Here is a 20,909-nt window from a genome sequence, read left to right as displayed (position 1 = left end):
TGCCATTGAGTCTTGAGGAATACGCGCTGGTATCCTGTTCGAAATTGACTGATCAGGACCTCCCATGAACGTGCCGACCCCAGCGCTCATCCGCGAAACCTTCCCTGTCGGGCCGTTGCAGTGCAACTGCACAATCATCGGCGACCCGATCACCAAAAAAGCCATTGTGGTCGACCCGGGCGGCAACCACGAACTGATCCTCGCTCGCCTCGACGCCTTGGGCCTGAAGGTGGTCAGCATCATCCACACCCACGCGCACCTTGATCACTTCCTGGCTTCCGGGCAGCTCAAGGAGAAAACCGGCGCGACGCTGCACCTGCATAAGGAAGATCAATTTCTCTGGGACAACCTGGAGATGCAGTGCCAGATGTTCGGTGTGCCTTACGTCCCGGTGCCATCGCCGGATCGCTGGTTGGCCGACGATGAAGAGCTGGCTTGCGGGTGTGGCGTGGCGTTGCACACGCCGGGTCATACACCCGGTTCCATGAGCTTTTGGTTTTCAGAGGCTAAGCTGCTGATTGCCGGTGATACGCTGTTCAAGCGCGGGGTAGGACGCACGGATTTATGGGGAGGCGATCAGGCGACTCTCGTGCGTTCGATCAAACAACGGTTGTATACCCTCGACGAAGAGGCGACGGTGGTGACCGGTCATGGTCCGGACACGTGTCTGGGCGATGAAATGCGCGGTAACCCTTTTGTGCGAGCCTGATGCTGCAGTTGTGAAAGGCACGAAGGAATTTTTGGCGTTGCCCATGATCCAACGCCCGCAAAGGTTCATTGCTTAAGTCCGCTGCACCACAGAATGCAAAAAAAAGTAGGAGCTCTCCATGTTCACCTCGCGTCGTTTGATTATTGTCGCTACTGCTGTGGCTTTGTTGTCCGGTTGCGCATCGCAGAACCCTTATGACAACCAGGGTCAGGCTGATAGCGGTTCTACGGGCATGAGCAAAACAGCCAAATACGGTGGCCTCGGCGCCTTGGCCGGTGCACTGGCCGGTGCTGCCATCAGTCACGATAACCGTGGCAAGGGCGCGCTGATTGGCGCCGCCGTGGTGGGGGCTTCTGCCGCCGGTTACGGTTACTACGCCGACCAGCAGGAGAAAAAATTGCGGGCCAGCATGGCCAACACTGGGGTTGAAGTGCAGCGCCAAGGCGATCAGATCAAGCTGATCATGCCGGGCAACATCACATTCGCCACCGATTCGGCGAACATCGCGTCGGGCTTCTACCAGCCGCTGAACAATTTGGCGGGCTCGCTCAAGGAGTTCAACCAGAACCAGATCGAGATCGTCGGCTACACCGACAGCACCGGCAGCCGTCAGCACAACATGGACCTGTCCCAGCGTCGTGCCCAGAGTGTGGCGACTTACCTGACCTCTCAGGGTGTCAGCGGCACCAACCTGTCGGCGCGTGGTGCCGGGCCGGATAATCCGATTGCCAGCAACGGTGATGTGAATGGCCGGGCGCAGAACCGTCGCGTCGAGGTCAACCTGAAGCCGATTCCGGGTCAGGAGTATCAGCAGCAGGGCCAGCCTGTTCAGCAGTATCAGTAACACCTGCACATAAAAACTGTGGGAGCGGGCTTGCTCGCGAAAGCGGTGTGCCAGGCGACATTAATATCGACTGACACGGCCTCTTCGCGGGCAAGCCCGCTCCCACAGTGTTCTTTGTCGATCACAAGATAGTGGTCAAACACAAATCCTGTGGGAGCGGGCTTGCCCGCGAAGAGGCCCTGACAGACACCACAGATATCGGATCAGAAACAAAAAAGCCCTCGGACGATCACTCATCCGAGGGCTTTTTGTGTCGCGCGAAACCTGATTACTTCTTCAGGCCGTAATGCTCATCGAGCATGCCCGGCGCGTTCGGCATTTTAGGGGCGTAGTCGCGAGGCGGTTCCTGATCGCGCGGTGGCGTCAGGCGTTCCCGTGGAGACTGCGCCGCGTCGGCGTGCAGGGCCGCCAGCAAGCGTTGGCGAGTCTGCTCGTCCAGGGCCAGACGATTGGCGCCCTCGGCGAGATGGTCCTGCACTTCCTGATAGCTCTGAGTCAGTTTCTTGACCAGTGTTGCAGTGCTGTTGAAGTGGGTGACCACTTCGTTCTGATAACTGTCGAAACGTTCCTGAATGTCGTCCAGCTGACGTTGCGTGCGGTTAGGCGCGGCATTCGGCACCAGGCGAGCGATCAGGAATCCAATGGCGACACCCACAACCAGGGCAAGAGTCGGCAACAACCAAACTAAGAGCGAGTGTTCCACGAGTCCTTCCTCTATAAACGGCTTTGCTTTACGTTAACGGCTCGAACCTGCGCTGTATACCGCGATTCACTCGCAATAGAATTGGCACAGACAATTGGCTAGACGAGTCGACCCGATTCGAGGTCACGGAGTTCCTTCCTTGCTTATGCGCGAAACCCCTGTAGTGATTGATGGCCCGGTCGGCCAACTGGAAGCCCTGTACTTAAATAGCGAGGGGCCGGATAACGAGCAGCCCCGCGGCCTGGCGCTGATCTGCCACCCGAACCCGGTGCAGGGCGGCACCATGCTCAACAAAGTCGTCTCGACCTTGCAGCGCACCGCGCGCGATGCCGGTTTGATTACTTTGCGTTTCAATTACCGTGGCGTCGGCGCCAGTGAAGGCTCGCACGACATGGGCACTGGCGAAGTCGACGATGCCCAGGCGGCGGCCGAGTGGCTGCGGGCCAAACATCCTGACTTGCCCCTGACCCTGTTCGGCTTCTCCTTCGGCGGATTTGTTGCAGCAAGTCTCGGCGGACGCCTGGAAGCCAAGGGCGAACACCTCAAGCATTTGTTCATGATCGCGCCCGCCGTCATGCGCTTGGGCGAACAGGATCAACTGCCGCAACAAGGTACATTGACCCTGATCCAGCCAGAAACCGATGAAGTCATCGATCCACAGCTCGTTTACGACTGGTCCGGCGCACTCGATCGCCCCCATGAGCTGCTGAAAGTGGCAGAATGCGGACACTTTTTTCATGGCAAGCTGACCGATCTCAAGGATCTGATCCTGCCGCGTCTTTCGAATTGATTGCAGTCTGACAAGCGATTACCCATGACGACTCGTACCCGTATCCTCACCGGCATCACCACCACCGGCACGCCGCACCTGGGCAACTACGCTGGCGCTATCCGTCCGGCGATCGTCGCCAGCCGTGACAGCAATGCCGATTCGTTCTACTTCCTGGCCGACTACCACGCCCTGATCAAATGCGATGACCCGCTGCGCATCCAGCGCTCGCGTCTGGAAATCGCCGCGACCTGGCTGGCCGGTGGCCTGGACGTGGACCGCGTGACGTTCTATCGCCAGTCCGACATCCCGGAAATCCCTGAACTGACCTGGCTGCTGACCTGCGTGGCCGCCAAGGGCCTGCTCAACCGCGCCCATGCCTACAAGGCCTCGGTGGACAAGAACGTCGAAACCGGCGAAGACCCGGATGCCGGCATCACCATGGGCTTGTACAGCTACCCGGTGTTGATGGCTGCGGACATTCTGATGTTCAACGCCCACAAGGTGCCGGTCGGTCGTGACCAGATCCAGCACGTGGAAATGGCCCGTGACATCGGCCAGCGCTTCAATCACTTGTTCGGCCAGGGTAAAGAGTTCTTCACCATGCCCGAAGCGCTGATCGAGGAAAGCGTCGCCACCTTGCCGGGGCTCGACGGTCGCAAGATGTCGAAGAGCTACGACAACACCATTCCGTTGTTCAGCAGCGCCAAAGAGATGAAAGACGCGATTTCGCGGATCGTCACCGACTCCCGTGCCCCGGGCGAAGCCAAGGATCCGGACAATTCGCACCTGTTCACTTTGTTCCAGGCCTTCGCTACGCCGGCACAATCCGACGAGTTCCGCAGCGAATTGCTCCAGGGCCTGGGTTGGGGCGAGGCGAAGAATCGTCTGTTCCAGTTGCTCGACAACGAATTGGGCGAATCCCGCGAGCGTTATCACCAGTTGATCGAGCGCCCGGCGGATCTGGAAGACATGCTGCAGATCGGCGCCAAAAAGGCCCGCTCGGTGGCGACGCCGTTCCTCCACGAACTGCGCGAGGCGGTCGGCCTGCGCTCTTTCGTCGCTCAGACCCAAGTCGCAGCGACCACCAAGAAGAAAGCAGCCAAAGCCGCGCGTTTCGTCAGCTTCCGTGAAGACGACGGCAGTTTCCGCTTCCGTCTGCTGGCGGCCGATGGCGAACAACTGCTGCTGTCGCGCCACTTCGCCGACGGTAAAACCGCAGGGCAAGTGACCAAGCAACTGCAATCCGGTCAAGCCTTGGACGTGCGCAGTGAAGACCTGAGCTTCAGCGTCTGGCTGGAAGGCGAGTGCGTTGCCGACAGCCCGGCCTTCGCCGACAGCGCTGCTCGCGATGCTGCCATCGGGGCTTTGCGCGTTGCGCTGACACCGGTTCAGGAATAATCAACGGCTCGGTCCGACCAAGGGCCGATTGCCATTCCCACGGGCCGTCGCTACAGTGACGGCCCGTTTTTGTTGCCTTGCTAACGAATTATGACGCCCCTAGAACGATATCAAGCTGATCTGAAACGCCCGGAATTCTTTCATGACGCCGCTCAGGAAACTGCCGTGCGCCATTTGCAGCGCCTGTACGATGATCTGGTCGCGGCCTCGCAGAACAAACCGGGCCTGCTCGGCAAACTGTTTGGCAAGAAAGACCAGGTGCCGGTCAAGGGCCTGTACTTCTGGGGTGGCGTGGGTCGCGGCAAGACCTACCTGGTCGATACCTTCTTCGAAGCGCTGCCGTTCAAGGAAAAGACCCGCACTCACTTCCACCGCTTCATGAAGCGTGTGCATGAAGAGATGAAGACCCTGGGCGGCGAGAAAAACCCGCTGACCATCATCGCCAAGCGCTTCTCCGACGAGTCGCGAGTGATTTGTTTCGATGAGTTCTTCGTCTCCGACATCACCGACGCGATGATTCTTGGCACGTTGATGGAAGAGCTGTTCAAGAACGGCGTGACCCTGGTCGCGACGTCGAACATCGTGCCGGACGGTTTGTACAAGGACGGCCTGCAACGTGCGCGTTTCCTGCCGGCCATTGCGTTGATCAAGCAGAACACCGAGATCGTCAACGTCGACAGCGGCGTCGATTACCGTCTGCGCCACCTCGAGCAAGCGGAACTGTTCCATTTCCCGCTGGATGACGCTGCCCAGGAAAGCCTGCGCAAGAGCTTCCGGGCCCTGACACCAGAATGCACGGCAGCCATCGAGAACGACGTGCTGGTGATCGAGAACCGTGAAATCCGTGCCGTGCGCACTTGCGATGACGTGGCCTGGTTCGACTTCCGCGAACTCTGCGACGGCCCACGCAGCCAGAACGATTACATCGAACTGGGTAAAATCTTCCACGCCGTGTTGCTCAGCAATGTCGAGCAGATGAGCGTCACCACCGACGACATCGCCCGACGCTTTATCAACATGGTGGACGAGTTCTACGACCGCAACGTGAAACTGATCATTTCTGCCGAGGTCGAGCTCAAAGACCTCTACACCGGCGGTCGCCTGAACTTCGAGTTCCAGCGCACGCTTAGTCGTTTGCTGGAAATGCAGTCACACGAGTTTCTGTCCAGGGCGCATAAGCCGTAGGATATTTCGGAAAATAAAAGGGCCTGCATATGCAGGCCCTTTTTCGTTTATCGCAGAACCTGTGGGAGCGGGCTTGCCCGCGATAGCGGCGGCACATCCAACATTATTGTGACTGATGCACCGCCATCGCGGGCAAGCCCGCTTGTGTCTTGCGCAGGAATTAGACTGAGGGTGAGAGCGGTGAGTGGCAAGCTGAATGCTCGGAGTGCGTGTTTTCCCAGGTCGATGGCAGCAATAGCTACTTTCATGGCAACGGTCTCCGATAGGCCCCCTGCGAAAGCTTAGTGGGCGATCGCAGGGGGCGGCGGGGGTAGCCATTTCATTAGTTGATTTGTGTTGTTCTCTAGGGCTACGCCGCTTGCTGAAACTGCTGCCGATACTGATTCGGCGACAACTCCGTATGCTGGCGGAACAACCGGGCGAAGAAGCTCGCATCGTCGTAACCGACTTCATAGCTGATGGTCTTGATGCTCTTGCGGCTGGCGGACAACAAGCCCTTGGCCGTCTCGATGCGTAGTCGCTGCAGATAATGCAGCGGTTTGTCGCCGGTGGCGGTCTGGAAACGGCGCATGAAGTTGCGGATGCTCATGCCGTGTTCGCGGGCCACGTCTTCGAAGCGGAACTTGTCGGCGAAGTGTTCTTCGAGCCAATGCTGGATCTGCAGAATGATCACGTCCTGGTGCAGCTTCTGCCCGCCGAAACCGATCCGCCCCGGCGCATAGCTGCGTTGCACTTCGTAAAGAATGTCGCGGGCCACGGCCTGGGCCACGTTGGCGCCGCAAAAACGCTCGATCAGGTAAATGTAGAGATCGCAGGCCGAGGTGGTGCCGCCGGCGCAATACAGGTTGTCGGCGTCGGTCAGGTGTTTGTCCTGATTGAGCTGGACCTGCGGGAAGCGCTCGGCAAACGCATTGAAGAAACGCCAGTAGGTCGTCGCTTCCTTGCCATCGAGCAACCCGGCCTCGGCCAGCCAGAACACCCCGGTAGCTTCGCCACACAACACGGCACCGCGTGCGTGCTGCTGACGTAGCCACGGCAGGACCTGTGGATAACGTTTGCAGAGCGTGTCGAAATCGTCCCAGAAGGCGGGAAGGATGATGACGTCGGCATTTTCCAGGCCGCCGTCCACCGGCATGATCACGTCGCTGAAGCTATTCACCGGTTTGCCGTCGGGGCTGACCAGCCGGGTTTCAAACGCCGGTGTCAGGCCGTGACCCAGTTGTTTGCCATAGCGCAGGCTGGCCAGATGGAAGAAATCCTTGGCTTGCATGAGGGTGGAAGCGAAAACCCGGTCGATAGCCAGGATGCTGACGCGCCGCAAGGGCGTGGAGACTTGGTTAGACATAATTCAACTTTATTCTTATAGGGGAAAGTGGTCACCAGACGGCTGGATCGTCTTATTTTTTGTCGGATGTGTCCAGTGTCCTGTATCGGAAGTGAGGCTTAGTCTCTAAAGGTCAATTCCGGCTAACAATAACCACAGGTGCCGCATGATCCCCAGAACCTTGTTCAGCTCCGAGCACGAACTTTTTCGCGACAGCGTGCGAACGTTCCTCGAAAAAGAGGCCGTGCCGTTCCATGGGCAATGGGAAAAACAAGGCTATATCGACCGCCAACTCTGGAACAAGGCAGGGGAGGCGGGGATGCTTTGTTCGCATCTGCCGGAAGAGTACGGCGGGCTGGGGGCGGACTTTCTCTACAGCGCGGTGGTGATCGAAGAGGTCGGCCGTCTGGGGCTGACCGGCATCGGCTTTTCTCTTCATTCGGACATTGTCGCGCCTTACATCCTGCATTACGGCAGTGAAGCGCTGAAACACAAATACCTGCCCAAACTGGTGTCTGGCGAGATGGTCACCGCGATTGCCATGACCGAGCCGGGTGCTGGTTCCGATCTGCAAGGGGTGAAAACCACCGCTGTGCTGGATGGCGACGAATACGTGATCAACGGTTCGAAGACCTTCATCACCAATGGCTTTCTGGCTGACCTGGTGATCGTCGTGGCCAAGACCGATCCGAAGGCGGGGGCGAAGGGCACCAGTCTGTTTCTGGTGGAGGCCAATACGCCGGGCTTCGCCAAGGGCAAGCGCCTGGAAAAGGTCGGCATGAAGGCTCAGGACACCTCGGAGCTGTTCTTCCAGGACGTTCGGGTGCCAAAGGAAAACCTGCTGGGCCAGGCCGGGATGGGCTTCGCTTACCTGATGCAAGAATTGCCGCAGGAGCGTCTGACGGTCGCGGTGGGTGGTTTGGCCTCAGCCGAAGCGGCGTTGCAATGGACGCTGGATTACACCCGTGAGCGCAAGGCTTTCGGCAAGGCCATCGCCGACTTCCAGAACACTCGCTTCAAACTCGCTGAAATGGCGACCGAAATCCAGATCGGCCGGGTTTTCGTCGATCGCTGCCTGGAACTGCATCTGCAAGGCAAACTCGACGTGCCGACGGCGGCAATGGCCAAGTACTGGGGCACCGACCTGCAATGCAAGGTGCTCGATGAATGCGTGCAGTTGCATGGCGGTTACGGGTTCATGTGGGAATACCCGATCGCCCGGGCGTGGGCTGATGCGCGGGTGCAGCGGATCTATGCCGGGACCAATGAGATCATGAAGGAGATTATTGCGCGGTCGCTGTAATTTGCAGTGACTGAGCGGACGCCATCGCGGGCAAGCCACACTCCCACAGGTTTGTTATTTCCCTGTGGAGCGTGGCTTGCCCGCGATTGGATCTAAAGATCAATCAAGGTGCAGGATTCGGATGATCCTGGTGAATCGCCTCGATCCCCGCCAACACTTCGTCGGAAAGTTTCAGCTCGAAGCTGGCAATGTTGCTGTCCAGTTGCTCAAGCGTGGTGGCGCCAATGATGTTGCTGGTGACGAACGGTTGCTGTGTGACGAATGCCAGTGCCATCTGCGCCGGATCCAGACCGTGTTCACGAGCCAGTGCCACATAACGGCTGCACGCTGCCTCTGACTGAGGATTGAAATAGCGGCTGAAGCGGCTGTAGAGGCTCAGGCGACCTTTGGGCGGACGCGCGCCACCTTCGTATTTGCCCGACAGGAAGCCGAACGCCAGTGGTGAATAGGCGAGCAGACCGCACTGTTCACGGATGGCAATTTCCGCCAGACCGATTTCGAAACTGCGATTGAGCAGGTTGTAGGGGTTTTGGATCGACACTGCGCGCGGCCAGCCCCGGGCTTCGGCGATGGCGAGGAAACGCATGGTGCCCCACGGGGTTTCGTTGGACAGGCCGATGTGGCGGATCTTGCCGGCCTTGACCTGTTCGTCCAGTGCTTGGAGGGTGTCTTCCAATGGCGTGAGGTTGACTTCGCTCGTGTGCTTGTAGCCCAGTTGTCCGAAGAAATTGGTGCTGCGTTCCGGCCAGTGCAACTGATAGAGGTCGATGTAGTCGGTCTGCAAACGCTTGAGGCTCGCATCCACGGCCTGCACGATGTGCTCGCGGTTGTGCTTGAGGTTTTTGTCGCGGATGTAGTCGATGGTGTTGCCGGGGCCGGCGATCTTGCTCGCCAGAATCCAGTCGGCGCGATCGCCGCGACTTTTGAAGTAATTGCCGATATAGCGCTCGGTGGTGGCGTAGGTTTCGGCCTTGGGCGGCACCGGGTACATTTCGGCGGTGTCGATGAAATTGATGCCCGCGCTCTTGGCCCGTTCGATCTGGGCGAAGGCTTCAGCTTCGCTGTTTTGCTCGCCCCAGGTCATGGTGCCGAGGCAGATTGCACTCACGTTCAGATCGGTACGGCCTAGCTGGCGATAGTCCATCGGGTGCTCCTTGGCAAAACAATCATAAAAGCAGGTTGAAAAATTTTTCGCAATCTGCATAATTGCGCACCTCTTTCTGCAGTGGAAGTGATGCGCCGCCGCCGAAGAATCTTGCCGTTGAACGGACGCGCCGACCCGAGCCCCCGAAAGCGTCTGTATCCGGCTGCCTTTGACTTGTCAAAGTACGCACTATTCAGTAAGATCCGCCGTCTAATTTACAGGGCGGCCCCTGAGGCTATAAAGAATGAAAACTTTTACTGCTAAACCGGAAACAGTACAGCGCGACTGGTTTGTCGTCGACGCTGCAGGTCAGACCCTGGGTCGTCTGGCCACCGAAATCGCGAGCCGTCTGCGTGGCAAGCATAAAGCTGAGTACACTCCTCACGTTGACACCGGCGATTACATCGTCGTTATCAATGCCGAGCAGATTCGTGTAACCGGTGCTAAAACCACCGACAAAATCTACTACTCCCACTCCGGTTTCCCGGGCGGCATCAAGTCGATCAACTTCGAAAAGCTGATCGCTAAAGCCCCTGAGCGCGTGATCGAGACTGCGGTCAAAGGCATGCTGCCTAAGAACCCGCTGGGTCGCGACATGTATCGTAAGCTGAAAGTCTATGCGGGCGCTGTACACCCTCATACTGCTCAGCAGCCCCAAGAACTGAAGTTTTAACGGAATAGTTCATTATGTCGGCGACTCAAAATTACGGCACTGGCCGTCGCAAGACCGCAACCGCACGCGTTTTCCTGCGTCCGGGTACTGGTAACATCTCCATCAACAACCGTTCGCTGGATAATTTCTTCGGCCGCGAAACTGCCCGCATGGTAGTTCGTCAGCCGCTGGAATTGACTGAGACTGTCGAGAAGTTCGACATCTACGTCACCGTGATCGGCGGTGGTGTAAGTGGTCAAGCTGGCGCAATCCGCCACGGTATCACTCGCGCACTGATGCAGTACGACGAAACCCTGCGTGGCGCTCTGCGCAAAGCTGGCTTCGTTACTCGCGATGCTCGTGAAGTTGAACGTAAGAAAGTTGGTCTGCGTAAAGCGCGTAAGCGTCCGCAGTACTCGAAGCGTTAATTCGCTTTCGCGTTCAAAAAGAACGCCCAGTTTCCTCGCGAAGCTGGGCGTTTTTTTATGGGCGCGATTTATCAATGAATTGCGCTGTGACAACTTGCCACATCCGCAGAAGCCCTATACTGCAAGGCTTGGCAGTGGAGCCCCTCGGTAATTACCTTGTCAGAATTGGGGCTTTTCATTACCATTCGGCAAAATTTTTATAAGTTCAGATTTTTACTTAGTAGACGCCTGATTTAACAGGCCACAAAGCTGATGGGAGAGGACTGAATGAGCAATGACGGCGTGAATGCAGGCCGGCGTCGCTTCTTGGTAGCAGCCACATCCGTGGTGGGTGCTGCAGGAGCGGTGGGGGCTGCGGTCCCGTTCGTGGGGTCATGGTTTCCCAGTGCCAAGGCGAAAGCTGCAGGTGCACCGGTGAAAGTGAATGTCAGCAAAATCGAGCCAGGTCAGCAAATGATTGCTGAGTGGCGCGGTCAGCCGGTGTTCATTGTCCGCCGTACCGAGGAAATCCTGGGGAATCTGAAAAAGATCGAGGGCCAGCTGTCTGACCCGGCCTCCAAGAACTCTACGCAACCGACCTATGTCGACCCGGAGACGCGTTCGATCAAGCCAGAAGTTCTGCTGCTGATCGGTATCTGCACTCACCTGGGTTGCTCTCCAACTTTCCGTCCAGAAGTGGCACCTGCCGACCTGGGCAAGGATTGGGTAGGTGGTTATTTCTGCCCTTGCCACGGTTCTCACTACGATTTGGCTGGCCGCGTCTACAAGTCGCAACCTGCGCCTTTGAACCTGCCAGTTCCCCCGCATTCCTATGAGACCGATGACATCATTGTCATTGGCGTCGATACGGAGAAAGCGTGATGAGCAAGTTCATGGATTGGGTTGATGCGCGCTTCCCCGCGACCAAAATGTGGGAAGACCATCTCAGCAAGTACTACGCCCCGAAGAACTTCAACTTCTTCTATTTCTTTGGCTCCCTCGCACTGCTCGTTCTGGTCAACCAGATCGTTACCGGTGTCTGGCTGACCATGAGCTACACCCCGTCGGCGGAAGAGGCGTTTGCTTCCGTCGAATACATCATGCGCGACGTCGAGTACGGCTCGATCCTGCGTCTGCTGCACTCCACCGGCGCTTCGGCGTTCTTCATCGTGGTCTATCTGCACATGTTCCGTGGCCTGCTCTACGGTTCGTATCAGAAGCCGCGCGAGCTGGTGTGGGTGTTCGGCATGCTGATCTACCTGGCGCTGATGGCTGAAGCCTTCATGGGTTATCTGCTGCCGTGGGGCCAGATGTCCTACTGGGGTGCGCAGGTGATCATCTCGCTGTTCGGTGCGATCCCGGTCATCGGTAACGACCTGACCCAGTGGATTCGTGGTGACTACCTGATTTCCGGTATTACCCTGAACCGCTTCTTCGCCTTGCATGTGGTTGCCCTGCCGATCGTGATCCTCGGTCTGGTGGTGGTGCACATTCTGGCGCTGCACGAAGTCGGTTCGAACAACCCGGATGGCGTCGACATCAAGAAACACAAAGACGAAAACGGTATACCGCTGGACGGCATTGCCTTCCACCCGTACTACACCGTGAAAGATATCGTCGGCGTGGTGGTGTTCCTGTTCATCTTCTGCTCGATCGTGTTCTTCTTCCCTGAAATGGGCGGCTACTTCCTCGAGAAGCCGAACTTTGAAGTGGCGAACGCCTTCAAGACCCCTGAGCACATCGCTCCGGTCTGGTACTTCACGCCGTTCTACGCGATTCTGCGGGCGATTCCGGACAAGCTTCTGGGCGTAATTGCCATGGGCGCTTCGATTGCAATGTTGTTTGTCCTTCCCTGGCTTGATCGGAGTCCGGTCAAGTCGATGCGCTACAAGGGCTGGCTGAGCAAGATCTGGCTCTGGGTGTTCTGCATCTCGTTCGTGATCCTGGGCGTGTTGGGTGTTCTGGCTCCAACTCCAGGCCGTACGTTGCTGTCGCAGGTATGTACCTTCCTGTACTTCGCCTACTTCATTCTGATGCCGTTCTACACCAGGCTCGAGAAGACCAAACCGGTTCCGGAAAGGGTGACTGGCTGATGAAAAAGCTATTTGCAGTACTGATTCTTGCGGCGATGCCTGTATTGTCCTTTGCGGCCGAACACGGTGGTCCTGAGCTTGAGAAGGTCGACATCGACGTTTCCGACAAGGCTGCCATGCAGGACGGCGCACGTACGTTCGCCAACTATTGCATGGGCTGCCACAGCGCCAAGTTCCAGCGCTACGAGCGTGTTGCCGATGACCTGGGCATTCCTCATGAACTGATGCTTGAGAAGCTGGTGTTCACCGGCGCCAAGATCGGTGACCACATGAACATCGGCATGCAGCCGGCTGACGCCAAGACCTGGTTCGGTGCTGCGCCGCCCGACCTGACGCTGGTGGCTCGTGTTCGTGGCACAGACTGGCTCTACGGCTACCTGCGTTCCTTCTATGAAGACCCGTCGCGTCCTTGGGGCGTGAACAACAAGGTGTTCCCGAACGTCGGCATGCCTAACGTTCTGGTCGGCTTGCAGGGTCGTCAAGTGGTAGGCTGTAAACAAGTTCAAATCGTCGAAGACGGCAAGAAGCAATACGATCCGCTGACCGGTACGGGTTTGACCCATGAAGCCTGCGACCAGCTGACGGTATTGCCGAAAACCGGCACGCTGAACGAAGAGCAGTTCGACGAGAAGGTCAAGAACCTGGTGACCTTCCTGGCCTACTCGGCCAACCCGGTGAAGCTGCAGCATCAGCGCATCGGTACCTATGTGTTGCTGTACCTGGCGTTCTTCTTCGTATTCGCTTACTTGCTCAAGCGTGAATACTGGAAAGACGTCCATTGATAAAGCTGTAAGCCATTGCTGTTAATCGCGCGCGCCCAGGGGCGTCTCTGAAGGTGTAACGAGTCTGGTGACCCAGGCGTTACGGGAGGCGCCCTCTGGGCGCGCGTGTTTTTCCGTTTCCGATAATTTCAACAAGCGAGGAGGACCGCCATGGGCGTGACCAATCGGTTGGCCTGTTACTCCGACCCCGCCGACCACTATTCCCACCGAGTGCGCATCGTACTTGCAGAGAAGGGTGTCAGCGCCGAGATCATTTACGTGGAGGCTGGTCGCCAGCCGCCTAAACTGATTGAGGTGAACCCTTACGGAAGCCTGCCCACCCTGGTCGATCGTGACCTGGCGTTGTGGGAGTCGACCGTGGTGATGGAATATCTGGATGAGCGTTACCCACACCCGCCATTGCTGCCGGTTTATCCTGTGGCGCGTGCCAACAGTCGTCTGCTGATTCATCGCATTCAGCGTGATTGGTGTGGTCTGGTGGATCTGATCCTGGATTCGCGGACCAAGGAAGCCGCCCGTGTCGTGGCTCGTAAAGAGCTGCGCGAAAGCCTGACAGGCGTGTCGCCGTTGTTTGCCGACAAGCCGTTTTTCCTCAGTGAGGAACAAAGTCTGGTGGATTGCTGCCTATTGCCAATACTCTGGCGATTGCCGATTCTGGGTATTGAACTGCCGCGGCCTGCCAAGCCGTTGCTTGATTATATGGAGCGCTCGTTTGCACGTGAGGCTTTCCAGGCGAGTCTGTCTGGTGTCGAACGCGATATGCGCTAAGGCTTAAGGAGCCGCTATGAACTCCAGTCGACCTTATCTGGTCCGTGCGCTCTACGAGTGGATTGTGGACAACGATTGCACCCCGCACATGCTGGTCAATTCCGAGTATCCGTCGGTGCAGGTGCCTCAGGGTTTTGCCAGTGACGGACAGATTGTCCTGAACGTTTCCCCGGCAGCCGTGCGTCATCTGCACATGGACAACGAGGCGGTCAGTTTCGAGGGGCGCTTCGGTGGCGTGCCACACACCCTGTACGTGCCTATCGCATCGATCCTGGGCATTTACGCTCGGGAGAACGGTCAGGGCATGGTGTTCGATATGGAATCGCCTCTGGAAGACGAGGAAGAGATCGAGCCGGATGATGATGTTCCGCCACCCGACAGCGAGCCGCCGCGTCCCAGCGGTCGACCGAGTTTGAAAGTGGTGAAGTAATAAAAAAGGCGATCCGAATGGATCGCTTTTTTTATGTGCGCCCGGTGGATCGTTCCGACGAAAGCGGTATATCACGCGACATCGATGTTGACTGCACCGCCGTCTTCGCGAGCAAGCTCGCTCCTATAGGGTTCAATGTCTTAACTGACTGGCATTGAGGCTTGCCGGCGAAGACGGCAGGTCAGTCCACGTAAAACCCAATGGAGCAACTGCAGCTTGCGGCTCCCGACACAGGTATACTGCCGCCTTTCGTGGCTCGCCTACCGGGCCCGACTCTTTGAGCATCACCCGGAGCTTTCATGACTTCCCCGACACAACCGCCGGTTGGCGACGCTTTGAGCGACGACCAGGCAGACCTGCCAGACAGCGTCGACTCCAGCGCAGACAGCGAAACCAAAGCGGCGATCCCGGCGTTCAAGTTCCCGTTTAAACCGGGTGATTTGGCCGCTGCGAAGAACGCCAGTCAGCCTTGGTACAAGAACGGCGCCAAGAATGGCCATACCAAGACTCCCGGCGCCGCACCTCCCGGCACTCGTCGTTCGATGGGTAAACGCTGATAGTCAGACATTTTCTTGGCCGGTAACTATTCCTCCAGCCATTGAGACAGTTCCCACAAGGATGCGCGATTAATCCTCTGGGAAAGACGGCTGTCACTCATCAAGAATTCACGCCCTGTGAATTTTTGATGAAGGCCACCCAATGTCTCTGCTGAAAACCCTGTCTCTACTCTCTCTGGTGGCCCTGACCACCGGCTGCGTGTCCTCTGCGGTCGATCCTCAGATCCGCTTCGGGGTCGAAGCCCTGGTTCCACCGTTTGAGAGCCGTAACGACAAAGGTGAGCTGGTCGGATTGAACATCGAGTTGGGCAACGCACTGTGTGCTGAACTCGAAACCCGCTGTGTCTGGATCGATCAGGATTACGCGACCAACCTCCATGCCCTTGAAGCCGGCCGTTTCGACGTGATCATGCCGATGACGGCTACACAGGCGCGGCGCGAGCGGGTCGATTTCACCGACAATCTTTATCCCCTGAGTAGCCGTCTGGTAGCGCGCAAAGGCGCGACGTTACAACCGGATGTGCAATCGCTCAAAGGCAAGCGTATCGGCGTCTTGGCAGGCACCAGCCGTGAAGCGTTCGCCAAGGTGCGTTGGGCGGACGCGGGCGTAACGGTGCGCAGTTTTCAATTCAACGACCAGTTGATTGCCAGTCTTTTGGCGGGGGAGATCGATGCCACCCTGCAAGACTCCATCGAAATCACTCAAGCCTTGCTAAGCCAACCTCAAGGACAGGCGTTCGACTTTGCCGGTCCTGCCCTCAACGATCCCATGCTGGGCAATGGTGTGGCGATGGCTGTGCGCAAAAGTGACACCCGCTTGCGCGATAACCTGAATGCGGCCCTTGAGCGTCTCAAGCTAAATGGCCACTACCAAGCAATTACTGAGCGCTACTTGCCGCCAGCAGCCCCCGATTCACCACGTTACTTTCCGAATGAAGAAGGCTTGCCATTTTCCGATGCAGTACAGGCCGGTGAGACCCTTTATCTGTCCGGGATGCTCGGTCTGGATGCTGATGGCCAACTGGTCAAGGGCGGGATTGGCCCGCAAATGACCCAGGTCATGGAGAACCTGCGCACCGAGCTGCAACGTAGAGGCTCGTCCCTCGCTCATGTGGCCAAATGCACGGTCATACTTGCCGATATCAAAGACTTCGATGCCATGAATGCGGTTTACCGCGGGACTTTTCCGGCCGATCGCCTGCCTGCTCGGACAACATTCGCGGCTAAAAAACTGCTGGCGAATGCACGGGTGGAAGTCGAATGCCTTGCGGTTGCAGCTCGCTGACTCACCGTCAGACAAAGCCACTGTGCAACGAAAGTTGTGCAGTGGTTGGGTGTTTCAGGCTGCCCGCAACGAAATAAACGCATAGTTAACCGGTGTATCGGTCGCCACCTGTGCACCTGCCGCCTGCACTTGCCCGGCAATATCCTCACCCGACACGTGAAACCACCAGTCACTACCCGGCTCCATCTGCGATTGCGCTGAAACCTGATCAATGACCATGGCAAACGCAGTCATGTCCGGCAAATAGGCTGTAAATCCATCCCCCTTCAACGCGGTCGTCCGAATCCCCAATAACGCGCAAATCGTATCCTTGGTCTGAATCTCATCGCGATCCGCCTGACGCGAGCGCTGAATTAATCCCGCCAGTTCCTGATCCACCAGTTCACCACCGATGATCAAATCCGGCCCTGTTTCCCACGACTCGGACGGGCATTCTTTGATAGCCGGGTTGAGCGGGATGTGCGGATTGATTTCCATCGGGTAGATGCGACACACCAGCGGTCGGCGTTCGTAGATGCGGCAGAGGTTGTCTTCGTCAAGATTCCGGCAGGGACCGACGTTGTAGGCGGCGAAGGTGATCGCCACGTGCGCCTCGCAGGTGCCACTTCGAACTACCACCGAACGGCGTTCGGCATGTTCGCGTTGCTGCACGGGCAGGCCCAGGCCATTGGCGAGAAAGGCCTCCACCAGCACGATCACCTGACCGCCATCGGCCGCCCACATTCGGGCTTCGGCCAGTGTCAGGGGCACGTGGTGGTCGTTGCAGCATTTGCCACAACCTACGCAGGAAAACGTTGTATTCATCGAACGGCCAGTCACCTGTGGGGGCATGAAATGGCGACAAAAAGCCACCGCAAAGGCCTGTGCCGAAGCAAGTTATGCGCCACTCACTGTGCTTTTGCTGTTGGGCGGATGGAGTCCCACTCGGTCACGTACGCGGTTTTGCTTTTCTTGTGGTAGAGGCACAGCTCGGTGCCTTGCTGGCCTTTCATGTGTTTTTGCGGGTACTGGCCTTGCAGCAGGAGCGCGGTATAACCGACCCGGTCATCGAACTGTGCGGCGTCGCCGACGGGTTTGACGTTTTTCAGGCCACTGTTTTTGGTGCAACTGGCGAGCACGGCTTTGTCGTAGGTGGCCCAGGCGTTGGGGCTGGAGGCGTGGGCTGGGGTGGCGAGGGTGGTGACGCAGAGGAAGGTCAGGGTGATGGCTTTCATGGTTGGGCATCCTTAGCGTGTAGTGGCCGAGGTCGGAGTATGCCTGATGGTTTTTGGGGGGGGGGGCGGGCCTCTTCGCGGGCAAGCCCCGCTCCCACAGGGATCACCTGAATCCTGTGGGAGCGAGGCTTGCCCGCGAAGGCGGTGTCAGGTTGGAACCGGCTCCCGGCGGACCACATACATCCCGGCACTTTCATACAAACGCTGGGCCCGAAGGTTGTTTTCCAGCACCTTCAGATCCACAAAACCTTCGCGACGTTGCTGAAATACGTTGAAAGCATTTAGCAGCAGGGCACGGCCAAGTCCGAGGCCTTGAGCGCGCGGATGCACTACCAGGCTCTTGATGTAAGCGCTGGTCCAGCATTGGGCGACGCCAACGACTCCTTCGGCGTCGAGCGCGATGAAGCACAGGGTCGGATCGTATTCAGGATCGGTTTCGAAACGTTGCTGCCAGATTTCCAGCGCCGGTACGCGACCGCTACCTTCCAGATAGCCCAGTTCCATCAAGTGATGAACGTCTTCGGCAAGTTCAGGGCGGTACTGGGTCAACTCAATGCCATTTGGCCAAGTGAAAGGCGGCACATCCTCAGCGAGGTTGCGCCGCATCAGAAAACAAAAAACCTCAGCCACAACTCAGTGACCTTGTTCGGCGATGGCCCTGGCCGCCACGATCAGGCATTTGGTCAGTTCCGGCGAGGAGAATTTGGTCAGCACCGCGTTGGCCCCGGCCAGTCGAGCCTTCTCGCTGTTCATCGCACTGTCCAGCGAGGTGTGCAGCAACACATAGAGGTGCGAGAAGTCGGGGGTTTCGCGCAATGTGCGGGTGAGGGCATAGCCGTCCATTTCCGACATTTCGATATCGGAGACGATCAGGTTGATCTGCTGGGCGGTGCCTTGCAGGTCCAGCAGGCAGTCGATGGCTTCCTTGGCGCTGCGAGCGGTGTGGCATTGCAGGCCGAGGTTGCGCAGGGTGTGCACCGATTGTTGCAGGGCGACCTGGCTGTCATCGACCACCAGAATCCGCGCGTTGCCGAGTACTTCGGCGTCTTCCATGCTCAGTTCGGTCGGGGCCGTTTCGATCTGCGCCGGAGCGATGCCGTGGATGACCTTTTCGATGTCCAGCACTTGCACCAGCGTGCCGTCGACCGAGGTCACGCCAGTGATGTACGAACGCACACCGCCGGAGCCGAAGGGGGGTGGACGGATGTCAGTGGTCAGGCAATGGACGATTTTGCTCACCGCCTGAACGTGCAGGCCCTGCTTGGAGCGGCTGACGTCGGTGACGATCAGGCAGCCACCGTTCGGGTCTTCCAGCGGGCGCTCGCCGATGGCGCGGCTCAGGTCGATCACTGACAACGAGGCGCCGCGCAGGGTGGCGATGCCTTTGACGTGGGGGTGCGACTCCGGCAGCTTGGTCAGCGGCGGGCAGGGAATGATTTCGCTGACTTTCAGCAGGTTGATCGCCATCAGCTTGCCGCTGCGCAAGGTAAACAGCAGAAGCGAAAGTGAATCTGCGCGGGCTTTGTTGGAAGACATAAAAACCTTCTGTGGAAAAAGGTGATGGGCGATTGAGAAGATCGCCAACAACTATCGATGCCGGGTTATCGACTTGTCGGGGGCAGGCTTTAGCAATTTGGGTGAATGGCAGGACCCCATCGTCGGAACGCCGCCCGGAGCCGGCTCGCTCCCACAATGGATTTTCGCCGAACACAATATGTGTGTCTCATAAAGATCAAATGTGGGAGCGAGCCGGCTCCGGGCGGCGTTCCGACGATGAGGCCGTCACTTCATTCCAAGGCGCTTGGCCATCCGTCCAAGGTTCGCCCGATCCAGACCCAGCTCCCGCGCCGCGCTGGCCCAGTTGTTCTGGTGCCGTTCCAGGCAAGCGCTGATCAGTTGGCGCTGATAATGCTCGGTGGCTTCACGCAAGTCCCCTGAAACCAACACAGCGGCCGGCGCAGCATCCACCGGTTCTGGCGCGGGTTCAACGCTGCCATTGGGCAAGTCCAGATCCGCCGCGCTCAAGCTGAGAATCTTCGGCCGTTGTTTGCAGTTGCCCAACGCCTTCAAGGCACTGCGACCAATCAAATGCTCCAGCTCCCGCACGTTCCCCGGCCAGTCATACGCCAATAGTGCCGCTTGCGCATCGCTGGTCAGACGCAAGCTGTTGAGGCCCATGCGTGAGCGGTTTTGTTCCAGGAAGTAGCCGCTGAGCAATAGCACATCCCGACCGCGATCGCGCAGTGCGGGCACCAGCAGCGGGTAAACACTCAGGCGATGATAAAAGTCGGCACGGTAGCGACCGCTGCGCACTTCTTCGGCCAGGTCGCGGTTGGTCGCCGCGATCAATCGCACGTCGACCTGATGCTCCTTGTCCGACCCCAGGCGCTGCAGTTGACCGCTTTGTAACACCCTCAATAATTTGGCCTGTACCGTCAGCGACAGTTCGCCCACTTCATCGAGAAATAATGTGCCGCCGTTGGCCAGTTCGAACTTGCCGCGCCGATCATTCGTCGCGCCGGTGAAAGCACCGCGCACATGGCCAAACAATTCGCTCTCCACCAGCGTGTCTGGCAGGGCGGCGCAATTGAGGCTGATGATCGGTTTGTCGGCCCGTGGGGACGCCGCGTGGATGGCTTGGGCCACCAGCTCTTTGCCGACTCCGGTTTCGCCGGTGATCAGCACCGTCAGGTCGCTGCCGCCCACCAGGCTGATCTCTTCCACCAGACGTTTGTAAGTCTTGCTCTGGCCGATCATTTCGCGGCTCTGCTGGCCGCTGGCCTGACGGTAAACCTCGGCGCGCTGATGTTCGTCTTCGACGCGATTGGCCAGCCGTTCGATGCGCTCGGCGGCGTTGACCGTGGCGGCGGCGAGGCTGGCGAAGGCTTGCAGGGCGTCCAGTTCGATCGGTTCGAAACGTTCAGGGTCGAGCGCGTCGAGGGTCAGCAAACCCCACGGACGCTCGTCGATAAACAACGGGCAGCCCATGCAGTCGTGGACTTCCAGGTGATCGTGAAGACCATCGACCAAACCGTCATAAGGATCGGGCAAATCGCTGTCGGCGGCGAAGCGAGTCGGACCGGGACTGCTGAGCAGCACTTCGAAGCGCGGGTGTTCGCTGACCTTGAACCGTCGACCGAGGGTGTCGGTGCTCAATCCATCCACCGCCAGCGGCACCAGCCATTCGCCATCGAGTCGCAGCAGGGCTGCGGCGTCGCAAGGGAGCAGGGCGCGCATGGCTTCGAGCAAGCGTCGGTAGCGCTCGCCTTCGGGCAATTCGCGGGACAGGTCGGAGACCAGGGGCAGCAGGGTCGTGAGCAGTAATTTTGCAGTCATAAT

23 protein-coding genes are annotated in these 20,909 nt (G+C 58.2%); 15 read left to right on the top strand and 8 right to left on the bottom strand.

Annotation, left to right across the window (positions count from 1 at the left end; genetic code table 11):
- Positions 1-64: 64 nt before the first annotated feature.
- Together AB3226_RS09590 and AB3226_RS09585 are read left to right on the top strand one after the other, a co-directional pair.
- A complete protein-coding gene (locus AB3226_RS09590) occupies positions 65-709 on the top strand; it encodes an MBL fold metallo-hydrolase (protein ID WP_367372898.1) in 645 nt (214 codons plus the stop codon).
- A gap of 118 nt (positions 710-827) precedes the next feature.
- Entirely contained in the window at positions 828-1,553 is a 726-nt protein-coding gene (locus tag AB3226_RS09585) for an OmpA family protein (protein WP_367372897.1), read from the top strand.
- A 268-nt stretch (positions 1,554-1,821) separates the two neighbouring features.
- On the opposite strand, the gene AB3226_RS09580 is transcribed toward AB3226_RS09585, so the two are convergent.
- Positions 1,822-2,256, bottom strand: a complete 435-nt coding sequence (locus tag AB3226_RS09580; RefSeq protein ID WP_258617053.1) for a YhcB family protein — start codon at positions 2,254-2,256, stop codon at positions 1,822-1,824.
- A 145-nt stretch (positions 2,257-2,401) separates the two neighbouring features.
- Between AB3226_RS09580 and AB3226_RS09575 the strand changes: the two genes are divergently transcribed.
- The 3 genes from AB3226_RS09575 (at position 2,402) to zapE (ending at position 5,611) form a co-directional block, all read left to right on the top strand.
- Complete coding sequence (locus AB3226_RS09575) at positions 2,402-3,046, top strand: alpha/beta hydrolase (RefSeq protein ID WP_367372896.1); 645 nt, start codon at positions 2,402-2,404, stop codon at positions 3,044-3,046.
- Between the two features lie 24 nt (positions 3,047-3,070).
- Entirely contained in the window at positions 3,071-4,426 is a 1,356-nt protein-coding gene (locus AB3226_RS09570) for a tryptophan--tRNA ligase (RefSeq protein WP_367372895.1), read from the top strand.
- A 90-nt stretch (positions 4,427-4,516) separates the two neighbouring features.
- On the top strand, positions 4,517-5,611 hold the full coding sequence (zapE, locus tag AB3226_RS09565; protein ID WP_008004987.1) for a cell division protein ZapE: 1,095 nt from the start codon (positions 4,517-4,519) through the stop codon (positions 5,609-5,611).
- A gap of 349 nt (positions 5,612-5,960) precedes the next feature.
- Here the strand turns inward: zapE and AB3226_RS09560 are convergent, their stop codons facing one another.
- Positions 5,961-6,857: a GlxA family transcriptional regulator gene (locus AB3226_RS09560; RefSeq protein WP_367375776.1), complete on the bottom strand. Its 897-nt coding sequence runs from the start codon at positions 6,855-6,857 to the stop codon at positions 5,961-5,963.
- Positions 6,858-7,101: 244 nt separating this feature from the next.
- Between AB3226_RS09560 and AB3226_RS09555 the strand changes: the two genes are divergently transcribed.
- Positions 7,102-8,238: an acyl-CoA dehydrogenase family protein gene (locus tag AB3226_RS09555; RefSeq protein WP_008004989.1), complete on the top strand. Its 1,137-nt coding sequence runs from the start codon at positions 7,102-7,104 to the stop codon at positions 8,236-8,238.
- Between the two features lie 103 nt (positions 8,239-8,341).
- Here the strand turns inward: AB3226_RS09555 and AB3226_RS09550 are convergent, their stop codons facing one another.
- Positions 8,342-9,382, bottom strand: a complete 1,041-nt coding sequence (locus AB3226_RS09550) for an NADP(H)-dependent aldo-keto reductase (RefSeq protein ID WP_367372894.1) — start codon at positions 9,380-9,382, stop codon at positions 8,342-8,344.
- A gap of 244 nt (positions 9,383-9,626) precedes the next feature.
- On the opposite strand from AB3226_RS09550, the gene rplM reads away from it, so the two are divergent.
- The 9 genes from rplM (at position 9,627) to AB3226_RS09505 (ending at position 16,356) form a co-directional block, all read left to right on the top strand.
- A complete protein-coding gene (gene rplM, locus AB3226_RS09545; protein WP_007905295.1) occupies positions 9,627-10,055 on the top strand; it encodes a 50S ribosomal protein L13 in 429 nt (142 codons plus the stop codon).
- A 14-nt stretch (positions 10,056-10,069) separates the two neighbouring features.
- Entirely contained in the window at positions 10,070-10,462 is a 393-nt protein-coding gene (gene rpsI, locus AB3226_RS09540; protein WP_002555064.1) for a 30S ribosomal protein S9, read from the top strand.
- Positions 10,463-10,729: 267 nt separating this feature from the next.
- A complete protein-coding gene (gene petA / locus AB3226_RS09535; protein WP_092278177.1) occupies positions 10,730-11,323 on the top strand; it encodes a ubiquinol-cytochrome c reductase iron-sulfur subunit in 594 nt (197 codons plus the stop codon).
- Complete coding sequence (locus tag AB3226_RS09530; RefSeq protein ID WP_367372893.1) at positions 11,323-12,534, top strand: cytochrome bc complex cytochrome b subunit; 1,212 nt, start codon at positions 11,323-11,325, stop codon at positions 12,532-12,534. The genes petA and AB3226_RS09530 overlap by 1 nt, the downstream gene beginning before the upstream one ends.
- On the top strand, positions 12,534-13,316 hold the full coding sequence (locus AB3226_RS09525; protein ID WP_123358157.1) for a cytochrome c1: 783 nt from the start codon (positions 12,534-12,536) through the stop codon (positions 13,314-13,316). Before AB3226_RS09530 ends, AB3226_RS09525 begins: the two co-directional genes overlap by 1 nt.
- Before the next feature lie 150 nt (positions 13,317-13,466).
- Entirely contained in the window at positions 13,467-14,084 is a 618-nt protein-coding gene (locus AB3226_RS09520) for a glutathione S-transferase N-terminal domain-containing protein (protein WP_007905304.1), read from the top strand.
- A gap of 16 nt (positions 14,085-14,100) precedes the next feature.
- On the top strand, positions 14,101-14,514 hold the full coding sequence (locus tag AB3226_RS09515; protein WP_008004998.1) for a ClpXP protease specificity-enhancing factor: 414 nt from the start codon (positions 14,101-14,103) through the stop codon (positions 14,512-14,514).
- Positions 14,515-14,813: 299 nt separating this feature from the next.
- Positions 14,814-15,071, top strand: a complete 258-nt coding sequence (locus AB3226_RS09510) for a hypothetical protein (protein ID WP_367372892.1) — start codon at positions 14,814-14,816, stop codon at positions 15,069-15,071.
- 142 nt (positions 15,072-15,213) lie between these two features.
- Entirely contained in the window at positions 15,214-16,356 is a 1,143-nt protein-coding gene (locus AB3226_RS09505) for a transporter substrate-binding domain-containing protein (RefSeq protein WP_367372891.1), read from the top strand.
- Positions 16,357-16,410: 54 nt separating this feature from the next.
- Here the strand turns inward: AB3226_RS09505 and AB3226_RS09500 are convergent, their stop codons facing one another.
- The 5 genes from AB3226_RS09500 to norR all read right to left on the bottom strand — a co-directional run bounded on the left by AB3226_RS09500 (position 16,411) and on the right by norR (position 20,906).
- Positions 16,411-17,160: a YkgJ family cysteine cluster protein gene (locus AB3226_RS09500; RefSeq protein ID WP_367372890.1), complete on the bottom strand. Its 750-nt coding sequence runs from the start codon at positions 17,158-17,160 to the stop codon at positions 16,411-16,413.
- Between the two features lie 83 nt (positions 17,161-17,243).
- On the bottom strand, positions 17,244-17,570 hold the full coding sequence (locus AB3226_RS09495; RefSeq protein ID WP_367372889.1) for a hypothetical protein: 327 nt from the start codon (positions 17,568-17,570) through the stop codon (positions 17,244-17,246).
- A gap of 147 nt (positions 17,571-17,717) precedes the next feature.
- A complete protein-coding gene (locus AB3226_RS09490; RefSeq protein ID WP_367372888.1) occupies positions 17,718-18,176 on the bottom strand; it encodes a GNAT family N-acetyltransferase in 459 nt (152 codons plus the stop codon).
- Positions 18,177-18,203: 27 nt separating this feature from the next.
- The gene (locus AB3226_RS09485; protein WP_367372887.1) at positions 18,204-19,106 is read right to left on the bottom strand and encodes a chemotaxis protein CheW; all 903 of its coding nucleotides are present in this window, start codon (positions 19,104-19,106) and stop codon (positions 18,204-18,206) included.
- Positions 19,107-19,352: 246 nt separating this feature from the next.
- Positions 19,353-20,906: a nitric oxide reductase transcriptional regulator NorR gene (norR, locus tag AB3226_RS09480; protein ID WP_367372886.1), complete on the bottom strand. Its 1,554-nt coding sequence runs from the start codon at positions 20,904-20,906 to the stop codon at positions 19,353-19,355.
- Positions 20,907-20,909: the final 3 nt, after the last annotated feature.

The sequence above is a fragment of the Pseudomonas lini genome (assembly GCF_964063345.1).
Taxonomy (GTDB): domain Bacteria; phylum Pseudomonadota; class Gammaproteobacteria; order Pseudomonadales; family Pseudomonadaceae; genus Aquipseudomonas; species Aquipseudomonas lini_B.
The sequence above is the reverse complement of the archived record's forward strand: the minus strand, read 5'-3'. Positions and strand labels throughout refer to the sequence as shown.